Annotated in this window: 12 protein-coding genes; 4 read left to right on the plus strand and 8 right to left on the minus strand. The window is 70.7% G+C overall.

What is annotated here, in order from left to right; translation table 11 throughout:
* Positions 1-26: 26 nt before the first annotated feature.
* Positions 27-1853, minus strand: a complete 1827-nt coding sequence (dsbD, locus tag CDA09_RS01815; RefSeq protein ID WP_121427056.1) for a protein-disulfide reductase DsbD — start codon at positions 1851-1853, stop codon at positions 27-29.
* Positions 1854-1979: 126 nt separating this feature from the next.
* Entirely contained in the window at positions 1980-2336 is a 357-nt protein-coding gene (cutA, locus tag CDA09_RS01820; protein WP_121427057.1) for a divalent-cation tolerance protein CutA, read from the minus strand.
* 135 nt (positions 2337-2471) lie between these two features.
* Between cutA and CDA09_RS01825 the strand changes: the two genes are divergently transcribed.
* Both CDA09_RS01825 and CDA09_RS01830 read left to right on the plus strand, forming a co-directional pair.
* A complete protein-coding gene (locus CDA09_RS01825; RefSeq protein ID WP_121427058.1) occupies positions 2472-3020 on the plus strand; it encodes a DUF2946 family protein in 549 nt (182 codons plus the stop codon).
* Between the two features lie 13 nt (positions 3021-3033).
* Positions 3034-3777, plus strand: a complete 744-nt coding sequence (locus tag CDA09_RS01830; RefSeq protein ID WP_121427059.1) for a Mut7-C RNAse domain-containing protein — start codon at positions 3034-3036, stop codon at positions 3775-3777.
* Between the two features lie 10 nt (positions 3778-3787).
* Here the strand turns inward: CDA09_RS01830 and CDA09_RS01835 are convergent, their stop codons facing one another.
* Both CDA09_RS01835 and CDA09_RS01840 read right to left on the minus strand, forming a co-directional pair.
* The gene (locus CDA09_RS01835) at positions 3788-4171 is read right to left on the minus strand and encodes a response regulator transcription factor (RefSeq protein ID WP_121427060.1); all 384 of its coding nucleotides are present in this window, start codon (positions 4169-4171) and stop codon (positions 3788-3790) included.
* On the minus strand, positions 4140-5294 hold the full coding sequence (locus tag CDA09_RS01840; protein ID WP_121427061.1) for a sensor histidine kinase: 1155 nt from the start codon (positions 5292-5294) through the stop codon (positions 4140-4142). The genes CDA09_RS01835 and CDA09_RS01840 overlap by 32 nt, the downstream gene beginning before the upstream one ends.
* 292 nt (positions 5295-5586) lie before the next feature.
* Between CDA09_RS01840 and CDA09_RS01845 the strand changes: the two genes are divergently transcribed.
* Positions 5587-6057, plus strand: a complete 471-nt coding sequence (locus CDA09_RS01845) for a PAS domain-containing protein (protein ID WP_121427062.1) — start codon at positions 5587-5589, stop codon at positions 6055-6057.
* Here the strand turns inward: CDA09_RS01845 and CDA09_RS01850 are convergent.
* The 4 genes from CDA09_RS01850 to CDA09_RS01865 all read right to left on the minus strand — a co-directional run bounded on the left by CDA09_RS01850 (position 6048) and on the right by CDA09_RS01865 (position 11603).
* On the minus strand, positions 6048-8774 hold the full coding sequence (locus tag CDA09_RS01850) for an ATP-binding protein (RefSeq protein WP_121427063.1): 2727 nt from the start codon (positions 8772-8774) through the stop codon (positions 6048-6050). The two genes, CDA09_RS01845 and CDA09_RS01850, sit on opposite strands and share 10 nt — an antisense overlap.
* A 7-nt stretch (positions 8775-8781) precedes the next feature.
* Positions 8782-9990 carry an ABC transporter substrate-binding protein gene (locus CDA09_RS01855; RefSeq protein ID WP_217351276.1) on the minus strand — a complete coding sequence of 403 codons (1209 nt, stop codon included), beginning with the start codon at positions 9988-9990 and terminating at the stop codon, positions 8782-8784.
* A gap of 23 nt (positions 9991-10013) precedes the next feature.
* Positions 10014-10619 carry a hypothetical protein gene (locus tag CDA09_RS01860; RefSeq protein WP_128106524.1) on the minus strand — a complete coding sequence of 202 codons (606 nt, stop codon included), beginning with the start codon at positions 10617-10619 and terminating at the stop codon, positions 10014-10016.
* A gap of 216 nt (positions 10620-10835) precedes the next feature.
* Entirely contained in the window at positions 10836-11603 is a 768-nt protein-coding gene (locus tag CDA09_RS01865) for a response regulator (RefSeq protein ID WP_121427065.1), read from the minus strand.
* A gap of 164 nt (positions 11604-11767) precedes the next feature.
* Here CDA09_RS01865 and CDA09_RS01870 point away from each other — a divergent pair, with 164 nt between their 5' ends.
* On the plus strand, positions 11768-12274 hold the full coding sequence (locus CDA09_RS01870) for a response regulator (protein WP_164844355.1): 507 nt from the start codon (positions 11768-11770) through the stop codon (positions 12272-12274).
* Positions 12275-12340: the final 66 nt, after the last annotated feature.

Here is a 12340-nt window from a genome sequence, read left to right on the forward strand (position 1 = left end):
TTCGCCCACTGTTGCGGGAGCGGCCGTCAGCGCAGCGCGCGGTCGAGCACTTCGCCGAAGGGGCCCGCTTCCAGGAAGCCGACGACGCGCAGGTCGTTGCGCTCCTTGCCGTTGCGGTCGAAGAAGATCGTGCCCGGCGGCCCGAAGAGGTTGAAACGCTTGAGCAGCGCCTTGTCGTCGTCGTTGTTGGCGGTGACGTCGGCCTTGAGCAGCAGCATGCGACCCATGCGCGCCGCGATCTTCGGGTCGGTGAAGGTGAAGCGTTCCATCTCCTTGCACGACACGCACCAGTCGGCATAGAAGTCGAGCATCACCGGGCGGTCGGTCGAGGTCAGGCGGGCGTCGAGCTCGGCGACCGAGGACACCTTCTCGAAGCGCGGCGCCTCGGCCGCGTTCGCGTTCGCGCCTGCGGTGCCGGTGTGCAGCACCGCGAGCGGCTGCAGCGGGTCGCGAGAGCCGGCGAGCGCGCCGACCAGCATCGCCGCGCCGCCGATCAGCAGCACGACGCCGACACCCTTCCAGAAGCGCTGCCAGCCCTTCGCCTGCGGCGGCAGCGGGTCGATCGCGTGCAGGAAAATGCCCGAGAACACCAGCAGCGCGGCCCATGCGAGCATCGGCAGCAGCGGCGGCACGACCGGCGTCAGCAGCCACACCGCGACGGCCAGCAGCATCACGCCGAAGGCTTTCTTGACCCCTTCCATCCACGCGCCGGCCCTGGGCAGCACCGAGCGCGCGGCGACGCCCACGGCAAGGAGCGGCGCGCCCATGCCGAGCGCCATCGCGAAGAGCGCGGCGCCGCCGAGCGCGGCGTTGCCGGTCTGCGCGATGTAGAGCAGCGCACCCGCGAGCGGCGCGGCGACGCAGGGGCCGACGATCAGCGCGGACAGCACGCCCATCACGGCGACGCCGCCGAGATGGCCGCCCTGCTGATGGCTGGCGGTCGAGGACAGGCGGCTCTGCAACGCGCTCGGCAGCTGCAGTTCATAGAAGCCGAACATCGACAGCGACAGCAGCACGAAGACGAGCGCGAAGCTGCCGAGCACCCAGGCGTTCTGCAGCGCGGCCGACAGCATCGTGCCGGAGAGGCCCGCGGCGACGCCGGCGGCGGCGTAGGTCACGGCCATGCCGAGCACGTACACCAGCGACAGCATGAAGGCGCGCCCGCGCGAGATGTTGTGGCCGTGGCCGACGATGATGCCCGAGAGGATGGGGATCATCGGGAACATGCAGGGCGTGAAGGCGAGCAGCAGGCCGAAGCCGAAGAAGCTCAGCAGCACCAGCGGGCCGCTCGCGTCGCGCAGCAGGCCGGCGATGCGCCCGCTCTCGTCGCCGGCGATGCCGGTCGCGCCCGGCGCGGACCTGTCGTCGCGTGACAGCAGGCCGTCGAGGAAGCTGCCGCCGGTCTTGACCGGTTTCGCCATCAGGTCGATGTCGGCGGTCTGCTCGTTGGGCGGATAGCAGATGCCGCCGTCCCAGCAGCCCTGCACGGCGCCGAGCAGGCGGAACTTCGTGACCCCGTCGGGCGCGGTCACCGGCAGCAGGAGCTTCACTTCCTTGCGGTAGGTCTCGACCCTGCCGAAGAACTCGTCGTTCTTCACATGGCCGGGCGGGCGCTGCGGCGTGCCGAAGCTGACGGTGTCGGGATCGGCGCGGAAGCGGAACTTGTCGGCGTAGAGATAGTAGTCGCTGGCGATCTTGACGGTGACCTCGACGGTCTGCGGGTCGAGCGCCTGGGCCGAGAGCACGAAGGCCTCTTCCGGGCGCATCGGCGAACCGGAGGGGGCGGCGCCGGCGGGCGCGGACAGCGCGAGCAGGCTGGCGAGGAGGGCAAGCAGGGACAGGAGGCGGGACATGGAATCGATGGGTATTGCGCGGTGGCGCGATTGTAGGACGGATGCGGCAGCGGGCGTTCGATATGGATCAATACCTCTGCGGGGCTGACCCGGACGCCAACAGGCGCACGCCGGACGTGCGCCTGATCACGAATCGGCCGCGTCTGCACCTTCTTCGCCGGGAAGCGGCGCGGTTTCCGCGGCGATCCAGTCGAGGTAGGCGGGCAGGCCCCGCATGACAGGGACCGCGACGATTTCCGGAAGTTCGTAGGGATGGTTGGCGCGGATCGCCGCCTCGAGTTCGGCGTAGCGCACCGGGCTGGTCTTGATCAGCAGCGGGATTTCGGTGGCGATTTCGGTCCTGCCCTGCCAGTGATAGGCCGAGCGGCAAGGGGCGAGGATATTCACGCAGGCGGCCAGGCGGCGCTCGACCAGCAGCGCGGCGAGCGTCTCGGCGCAGGCGGCGTCGGGGCAGTTGGTGAGCACGACGAGCGCTTCCGTCATCGCGGGTTCCTCCATATGGCAGTCGCGCGATTGTCCCAGAGTCTGCGGCCCGGCGCATGCGCACGGACCGGCGCAGGGTTCTGTCGCCGGCCCGCGCGCGTTATCCTGAGGCTTTGCCTGGGAGCCCGCATTGCGATGATCTCCAGTCCCGATTCCGCCGCGCTCGCGCGCTGGCCCGACGTTCCCGCCTGCTACGACTGGCTGTCGCTCGACCGCCGCGGCAGCTGGCGGCTGCAGGGGGAAGTGGTCGTGCATGCGGGTCTGGCCGGTTTCCTGAACGCGAACTACGGCCGCGACGCGGCCGGCAACTGGCTGGTGCACAACGGGCCGCAGCGCGTGTTCGTCGCGCTCGACTACGCGCCCTGGGTCCTGCGCCTGCACCCGGACGGCGGGCTGACGACGCATACCGGGGCCGACGCCGGCGCGATCGCCGCTGCGTATCTCGACGAGGAGGGCAACGTGCTGCTCGACGCGCCGCGCGGGCCGGGGCTGCTCGACGACCGCGACCTCGCCGCCTTCGTCGCGCAGTGCCGCCGCAGCGACGGCGGCGTGGCGGACGACGAGGCGCTGCTCGCGGTGATGGCGGGCGGATCGGGGGTGGCGTGGCGCGGCCTGCCGCTGCAGGCGATCGCCCGCGACGCGGTGCCGGCGCGCTTCGGCTTCCGGCGGTGGCCGGCGCCCTGAGCGGAGCGCGGCGATGGTGTCGGCGAGCTTCCGCTTCTACGAGGAACTCAACGATTTCCTCGCCCCGCCGCGCCGCTATCGCGAATTCACGGTGCCGTGCGCGCGTGCGGCGACGGTCAAGCACATGGTCGAGGCGCTCGGCGTGCCGCACACCGAGGTCGAGCTGGTGCTGGTCAACGGCGAGTCGGTGGCCTTCGACCACCCGCTGCGCGACGGCGACCGCGTGTCGGTGTATCCGCGCTTCGAGACTTTCGACATCACGCCCTTGCTGCGCGTGCGCGAGCGTCCGCTGCGCCGCACCCGCTTCGTCGCCGACGCCCACCTCGGCGGGCTCGCGCGCCTGCTGCGCATGACGGGCTTCGACACGCTCTACGACAACAACTTCGCCGACCCCGACATCGAGGCCATCGCCGCGCACGACGGGCGCATCGTGCTCACGCGCGACCGCGAACTGCTCAAGCGCCGCACGATCACGCACGGCTGCTACGTGCATGCGTTGAAGCCCGAGCACCAGTTCGCCGAGATCCTCGCGCGCCTGGATCTCGCCCGCAGCGCGCGGCCGTTCACGCTGTGCCTCGCGTGCAACGCGCCGCTCCACGCGATCGACAAGGCGAGCGTCGAGCACCTGCTGCCGCAGAGCGTGCGCGAGCGCCACCAGCGTTTCAGCACCTGCGACGTGTGCCGGCGGGTGTTCTGGGAAGGGTCGCACTGGGTGAAGATGCGGGCGCTGATCGCGCGCCTGCTGCCGCGTGACTGAGGCTGCGCGGTCAGCTCCCCGCGGCGAGGAGGGATTCGACCGTCTCGATCAGTTGCAGCGGGCTGAAAGGCTTGGTCAGGTAGGCGTTGGCGCCGGCGAGCTGGCCGAGTTCGAGGTCCTGCAGCTGGCTGCGCGAGGTGAGGAAAACGATGGGCGTGGCCGCGATCGCCGGGTGGGCGCGCACGCGTTCGCACACCTGGATGCCGTCGAGTTCGCCCGGCATCATCACGTCGAGCAGCACGAGATCGGGGCGCAGCGCCTCGATCATGCGCAAGCCCTGGGCGCCGCTGTCGGCCTCGTGCACCTCGTGCCCGCCGTAGTCGAGCGTCAGGCTGACCAGCTTGCGCAGGTCCGGCTGGTCCTCAACGACGAGGATGATCTTGTTCTTGTTCATCGCGTTTGGCCGTCGCGCCCGCGCGGACGAGCTGCACGAGATCCCGCGCGTAGCGTTCGAGCTGGGCCTTCATCACGGCGTCGTCCTGCGCGTGCGGGGCGCCGGTGGGGATCTCGAGCGTGATGCCGATCAGGCCGGCGAGATCCTGCTTCATCGCGATCGTCCCGCCGTGCGCCTCGATGACGCGCCGCACGATCTCGAGGCCCAGTTCCCGGTCCTCGGCGGGGTCGAGCAGCGTCGAGGCGCCGAGCGCCGCCGGGCGGCGTGCGCGCGGGCGCGAGAACGGGCCGCCCGCCTGCGTGGGGCGCAGCGCGAGCACGGCCACGCCGCCGCGCTGGCGCAGGCTCACCGCGATGTCGGTCGCGTGGGGGCAGGCTTCGATCGCATGGGCGAAGAGCTCGACGAGCCCGCGTTCGAGCCATTTTTCGCTGCCATACACCGGGGTGAGTTCGCCCGGCGCCTCGCTCAGCGCGATGCGGCAGCGCGCGTCGGCGGTGCGCCGGGCGATGTGCTGCATTGCCCGCTGCGCGACGCGCGCGAGGTCGACCCGGTCCTGTGCCGCCGCCAGCGGTCCGGCGAGGCTCAGTTCGAGGACCGTGCCGATCCGCTCGATGCGCTCGCGCAGTTCGCTGGCGCGCGCGAGCGCCTGCCGGCGGTCGCGCTCGAGCCGCGCGGCGTCCGGTTCGGTGGATGCGAGCCCGGCGATGACGCGGTCGAGCGCGACGCCGAGCTCGCCCAGCGCCGACGAGGGTTCGCCCTGCAGCAGCACCTGCAGGGTCGCGAGGGCGCGGTCGAGCACCGTCTGGTCGTCGCGGCGGCGCAGGACGATCACATATTCGCCGGTGCCCGTGCTCGGCAGCAGCATCGCGCGCAGCAGCTGCGGCGCGGCGGGAGCCGTGCCGGAGGCGGCCTGCAGCGCGTCGACGTCGAGCTCGGCTGGCAGCGGACCATCCACCGCACGCTCGACTTCCGCACGGATCCGCGCCGGCAGCGAATCCTTGCCCGCGCGGACGCCGGTCGTCTCGGCTGCCGCACGGTTGGCGAAGCGCACGTGGCCGCCGCGCTCGAACACGATCAGGCCGTCGCTCAGGCTGTTGAAGATCTGTTGGGCTCGCGAGAACATCGCATCTTCCACAATAAGCGTAAGAATACCATAGTGTAAATGTTACGCGCGATGCGCCAGTCAGGGCGGCCGCGGGAAAATTCATCGCAGATTCCGGAATTGCTCTTTCGTTTCAATGTAAATGCAGCCGGAATGAGCGTCGAGGCGCAGACGGGCGACGCCCGTCGAAGGGTAATGATTTGCGTTGCAGGTATGGTAATTTGAGGTTAAATTGACGCTGGCAGTCGCGTGGCGGTGAACCTGGCTTCGCGGCAGGGCATCTCCCTTTCGGCGACGTCGAGGAATCTGCACCATGCTCCTGAGCGGCCTTCCACCGGGCATCGACACCCTGATGCGTTACGGCGATTTTCTCTCCGAGCTCGAGATCGGGATCCTCGCCCATGCGCCCGACGGCTTGATCGAGTACGCGAATGAAACGGCGCGCAGCCACCTCGGTTTTCGCGGCCTTGCGGGCCTCGGACTCGACAGCACGTGGGACTTGCTGGACGCGGATGGCGGCCATCTCGCGTTGTCGGAACTGCCGGCGGTCAAGGCCTTGTGCCTGGGCCGGGCGGTCGCCGGGACCGTCGTCGGCTGCATCCTCGGCGGCGAACTGCGCCTGTTGCGCATGGATGCGCTGCCCGTGCCGGCGTGGGACGGTCGCATCGCCCGTGTCGTGACGGCCTTCCGCGATGTCACGCCGTCTGCCCCGGCGCCGCAGGCGGCGCTCTCCGGAGCGAGAGCGGCCGGCCAGATGACCGGTCGGGCGCCGAATCAGGCCTGAGCGGGCCAGCGTTCGTCGGCGGCGAGGCGCTCGGCCATCTGCCGCTGCGTCGCATCAAGGGTGTCGGCGAGCGCGCGCACCTGGTCGGGCACCTGGCCCGAATCGCCGGCGCGGATCGCCGCTTCCGTCTGCAGCGCCTGGGCCTGCAGGGCATTCAGCCCGAGATTTCCCGCCACCCCTTTCAGCGTATGCGCCTCGAGGCGCAACGGGTCGAGGTCGCCTTCGGCCAGGAGCCGGTGGAGGCGCGCCCCGCTGTCGCGGTGATGATCGAGGAACATCGCAGCCAGCTGGCGGTACAGCCCGGCGTCGCCGCCGATGCGCGCCAGGGCCTCGTCGAGTCCGGGTTCCGGCGGCATCGCGGAGGTGTGGCCCGGCGCAGCGGGGGCAGGGGGCTGGTCCGGGGCCGGCGTGTCCGCGCCCGCTCGCGGCTGCGCGTGCCCTGCGGCGGCATCGGCCACGGCGAGCCAGCGCGCCAGCACGTCCGGCAGGGTGCGGAAGTCGATCGGCTTGATGACGTGGTCGTTCATGCCCGCCGCCAGGCAGCGTTCGCGGGCCTCGCTGAAGGCGTCGGCGGTGATCGCCAGGATCGGCAGCGCGTCGTGGTCGAAGTGGCGGCGGATCTGCCGGGTCGCTTCGAGGCCGTCCATCACCGGCATGTGCAGGTCCATCAGCACGAGGTCGTAGGCGCCGTCGCGGGCGCGCGCGACGGCTTCCTCGCCATTGTTGGCGATGTCGACCGTCAGGCCCAGGCGGCGCAGGAACTCGCCGGCGACCTGCTGGTTGAGCGGATTGTCCTCGGCGAGCAGGACGTGGTGGCCGGCCAGGCTGAACGAAGCGGCGCCGGCCTGTCGGGCGGGTGCCGCCGACCCCTGCGCCGCGGCGGCCGGGCGCAGGCGCAGCGCGAAGCGGAAGCGGCTGCCGACGCCGGGCTCGCTGTCGACCGCGATCGCGCCGTGCATCAGTTCGGCCAGCTGCTTCGAGATCGCCAGCCCCAGGCCGGTGCCGCCGAACTGGCGCGTGATCGCATCGTCGGCTTGCGAGAAGGGCTGGAACAGGCGCGCGACCTGGGCGGCGGTCATGCCGATGCCGGTGTCGCGCACGACGAACTGCAGCAGGTCGCCGTCGGCATCGCTGCCCAGGCGCTGCAGCTCCAGGCTCACTTCGCCGTGGTGGGTGAACTTGATCGCGTTGTTCGCGAGGTTCAGGAGGATCTGGCCGATGCGCAGCGCGTCGCCGACGTAATCCATCGCGCCCTGCTCGTCGAGGCTGACGCGCAGCGCCAGCCCCTTTTCGCGCGCGCCGAAATCGAGCTGGCCGACCACTTTCGCGACGAGTTCGCGCAGGTTGAACGGCGCGGCGCCGATCTCCATGCTGCCGGCCTCGATCTTGGAGAAGTCGAGCACGTCGTTGATGACGTGCAGCAGGCCGTCGGCGGCGCCGCCGATCTTGTCGAGGTAGTCCTGCTGTTGCGCGTCGAGCGGGGTATCGAGCGCGAGCCGGGACATGCCGATGATGGCGTTCATCGGCGTGCGGATCTCGTGGCTCATCGTCGCGAGGAAGCGGCTCTTCGCACGGTTCGCGGCTTCGGCCGCATGCAGCGCCTGCTCGAGGCGCGCGTTGGCGTGTTCGAGCGCGTCGCGGCTCGCCTGCAGTTCCTGCGTGCGCAGCGCGACTTCGCGTTCGAGCTTGTCGTGGAACTGGCGGTGGGCGTCGAGCGCCTCGCGCAATGCGCGCGACAGGATGCCGATCTCGTCCGGGCTGTCGTCGGCCGGGATGGCGTGGACGCCCTGGGCGAGCGGCGCCTCGACGGCGCCGGCGAGCCGGTCGAGGCGCACCGTGAGCCGGTTCGCGAGCCGGTCGAGGCGCACCGTGAGCCGGTTCGCGAGCCGGTTCGAGAAGCGCCACACCAGCCACATCGCGGGCAGTGCCAGCGCGATCAGCAGCAGCAGGGTGTCGCGCAGGGGGCTGAACCACGGGTTGTCGCTGCGGGAGAGCTCGAACGTGATGTGATAGAGGTCGGGATGGCGCGGGGGCTGCACGACCTGCGTCACCGACGGGGCGTGCGGGCCGCGCGCGCTGCCATCGCGTATCGCGATCACCGGCGCGTCCCCGCGTTCGAGCAGGACGTTGAAGTGCTCGCCGAGCGTGCCGCTGGCCTCGGTGAGCAGCACCGACAGGTCGACGCGGCTCAACAGCACGCCGATCACGTCGTCGGTGTAGGGGAAGACGACCGGGTAGGCGACCAGCATCGCATTGCCCTGGTCGACGGCGATCGGGTGACGATCCGCGCCGGTCGCCGCGAGCACCCGCGACGCGAGTTCGTCGGCGACGGTCTTCGCTTCGTCGACGAGGTTTGCCGACCCGGCGATGAAGCGTCCGCGGTAGTCGAGCAGGGCGAGCCGGGAGATCTTGCCGCTGTTGTACTGGCGCAGGAAAGGCCGCAGGTAGGCTTCGCGCCCCGTCGTGTCGGTCAGCGCGGTCCAGATCAGGGGGCTGCGGCTGAGGTCTTCGGCGGCCTCGGTGAGGTTGGCGAGGCGGGCGTTGAAGTTGCCGGCCAGGACCTGCAGCGTGGTCGTCTGCGCTTGCCGGATCGAACGGCCGATGTTGTAGGCCTGCAGCGACAGCACGCCGACGCCGGTCAGCACCAGCACCGACATGGTCAGCAGGAAGGCGCTCTGCCGGATGCGGGCGGCGAGGCCGGTCGCGTGCTGGGCCACGAGCGCGTCAGCGCCTTTCCGTGCGCGCGGACGAAGCCGCCAGCGGCACGAGCACGTCCTGCGCGGTGTAGCGCGCCATGAACACCTGCTCGGGCGACAGCGCGTCGTGGCGATCGGGCGTGAACGGCCGTTCGTAGTTGCGCACCAGGCCCTTGTAGGCGGGCAGATGTTCGAGCGCGTCGCGCACCTTGGCGCGGTCGGCCGAACCGGCCCGCGCGATCGCCCGCGCGAGGAGATGGGTCAGGTCGTAGGCGTGGGCGACGCCCACCGGCGCACGCACCCGCTCGGCGCCGGCGATGCCGTAGCGTGCCTTCAGCGCCGCGAGCACGCGCTTCGCGGCAGGGGTGTCGCGCCCGATGAAGCTGAAGGTCTGGACGACGGCGAAGTCGACCTGGTCGAGCGCCGGGCCGGCCAGTTCCGCGAAGGCGCCGCCGGTCACCCCCCAGTGGCTGATGATCGGCATGCGCTCACCCGCCGGCAGGGCCGCGAGCTCGCGCACCAGCAGCGAGCCTTCGGTCTCGTTCGCGACGAGGATGATCGCCTGGGCGCCGGCGGCGCGCAGGTCGCGGTATTGCTCGAGCAGGGACTGGTCGCCCCAGTTGTACCAGCGCTCGCCGACGATGCCCACGCCGGCTGCGCCCGAGGCGGCGGTGAGGGCGGCGCGGTTGCTGCGGCCCCAGCCGGTGTTGGGCAGCAGGATGCCGACGCGGCTGGCGCCACGCTGGTGGCGCGCGAAGTTCAGCATCACCGGCGCAGCCCAGGAGTCCTTCAGCGACAGCCGGAAGGTGTAGCTCGGGCGGTACTTGTGCTCGGTGATCGGGTCCGCGGAGCCCCACGGGTCGAGGATCAGCACGCCCTGCTCCTGCGCCACCGGCAGCCATTCCAGGATCACCGGGCTGAACTTGCCGCCGAACACGCCGACGAGGTTGGGCATCGCCGCCAGTTCGCGCAGGTTGTCGACGCCGATGGCGGGGATCGAGCGGTTGTCGCGCGTGACGAGGGCGAGCTTGCGCCCGCCGAGCAGCCCGCCGGCGGCATTGATCTCGTCGATCGCGAGCTCGATGCCCTGCTGGATGGCCTGGGCGGAGGTGCTGGTCTTGTGTCCGAATTCGGCATCGAGGCCGACCAGGATGGGCGGCTGCTCGGCGGCCGCGGACGACAGGCTCACGGCGAGGGCGAGCGCGCCGAACAGGGCGTGCAGGGGCTTGAGCGACATCGGGAGCTCGTTCGCGGGGGCGTTCAGGCGTCGTCGTCGTTGAGCAGGGCCCCCAGTAACTGGAAAGCCTTGCGTTCGGACAACTTGTCCGTGCGCGACAGGTTGAGGATGGTCTTGGCGAGCGCTTCGGCGATCGGGCCGACAGTTGCGCGCGGTTTGTCGAACAGCGCCGTCGGTGCGGTGGCCTGCGCGAGCAGCGCGGCGACGGCGGCACCGGCTCCGCCGGAAAGGACGGCGTCGACCGGCGTGCGCGGTGCGGCGGGGGAAGGTGCGGCGCCCTCCGGGCCGGCGGGAGGGCCGAGCACGTCCCAGGCGGACTGCGGCACGGTGTCGTACGCCTGCGGCACATCGAGCCAGCCGCCGGGCAGGCCGAGGGCCCGCTCGATCGCCTGCGCGAACGGGTCGGACACGGGTTTGCGGCCGGAGGTCATCAGGCTCACGCGGCTGCTGGTCAGGTTCGCCGCATGCGTCAGCGCGATCTTCGCGCCGCGCGCGGCGGTCAGCATGACGAGGTTGCGCCGGCGCGTCTCGTTGCGCTCGTGCTTGCCGCTCGCGGCCAATGCGGATGGGCGGGGCCCCGGAGTGGCCGTGGGCGCCGTGTGGCCCGGTGACTGCGCGTGTTCATCCATGCAGGTTTCTCCATCGCAGGTTCCGGCAGGGTTCGCCCTTCGCCGAAACGCGTGCATCTCGTGTGGCTCGCCGGCCGGGAACGGCGGTGCCGCCGGGCGGGCCTTGCGCGGGGTGCGAGGTGGAATCTTACCTGTTTACCTGGCGCGCGTATGGTTCCCGGAATGTTACCTATCGGGGAGGGGGGCGTCAATGTGGCGGGCGGGTCGAGGCGGCCGTTAGTGGGCTTCCAGCGCGAACTCGTGCGCAAGGTCGACGCAGAAGCGCCGCAGCGCTTCGGCGAAATCCTGCGCATGGCCGCGCACGGCTTCGCGGTCGCCCGCGCGCGCGGCCGACCGCAGGGATTCGACGGTTCCGAGGACCTCGTGGGCGCCGATCGCTTCGGCGCCGCCCTCCATGGCGTGGCAGAAATCGAGCACCCCACGGAGGTCGCCATTGCGTGCGAGCCGGTCGAGCGTCGAGATGCGGTCCGCCGCCAGTTTGTAGAACTCTTCGGCAACGGCTCGCTGGATGGTCCGGTCGGGGCCGATGTAGAGCTTGATGTGTTCGAAGTCGATGCGCGAGTGCGTCGGCCGCCCGGGCGCGGTGTCGGGCGTCCCGGCCGACTCGCCCAGGCGCAGTCCCCAGCGCACGGCGCGCTCGAAGAGATCCGCGCGCACCGGCTTCGCGAAGATGAAGACGTTCCGGTACGCGCTGCGGATGCGGGCGAAGTCGCCCGGGGCCGAGCTGATCACGAGGACCGGCAGGGCCTCGTATTCCGGCTTGGACTTGACGATGTCGAGCAGCGCGACGCCGTCGAACTTGGGCATGCGCAGGTCGAGGATGATCAGGTCCGGCGTGCGTTCGGACAATGCCACCAGCGCGGCGTAGCCGTTTTCCGAGGAGCGGATGCGGATGTCGCCGCCCAGCTCCTTCAGCTTGCTCGCATACAGCGTGCGGTAGAACGGGTCGTCCTCGATGATCAGTACATGGTGGTGGGCATTCATCGTCCGCGCACGCGATGTGGGTAATGGAAGGATGGTACGCGAGCTTTCCCGCGTATGCAGTCTTGTTTCAATGTAACGGTTTACGTTTTGAGGTAAACTATACCTTGTGCCGCGGAGGGGAACGTGCCCTTCGATCGGGGCCGGGCGGCAGGGGAGAGCGAAGCGTGACCGGGGACGGAGCGGAATCAGGACTGGCGCCGAAGGACGGCGCAGGGGCGGGCGTGCGCCGGATCCTCGTCGTGGACGACGATCCGCTGATGTGCAAGCTCATGGGGGCGATGCTGTGCGAGTATCCGGCGCAAGTCCGCGTCGCCGGCGATGTGGCGGAAGCACGGGCCGCGATCGGCGCCTTCCGGCCGCAGTTGGTGTTCCTCGACGTCGCCCTCGCGGGGCCGTGCGACGGGCTCGATCTGTGCCGCGAACTGAAGGCCGCGGCCGGCGCCGCGTCACCGCTGGTGATCATGATATCGGGCCACAATGCGCTCGCCGACATCGATGCGGCGTTGCGCGCGAGTGCCGACGGCTACCTGCTGAAGCCGTTCTCGGCCGTCCAGGTGGAGGGGGTGCTCGATGCGGCGGAAGCGTGGCTGCTGGGCTCGCCGCGGCCGTTTCGCCATTACTGGCCGTTCGACCGGCGCTGCCCGCCGCCGGCCGCCCCGGTGACCGGTTGAGCGCCGTGCTTCGCGATGGCAGACCGCGCCCGGCTGCGCGGTCAGCGCGCGCGTGCGCAAGTCACG

The organism is Azoarcus sp. DN11, from assembly GCF_003628555.1.
Taxonomy (GTDB): Bacteria; Pseudomonadota; Gammaproteobacteria; order Burkholderiales; family Rhodocyclaceae; genus Aromatoleum.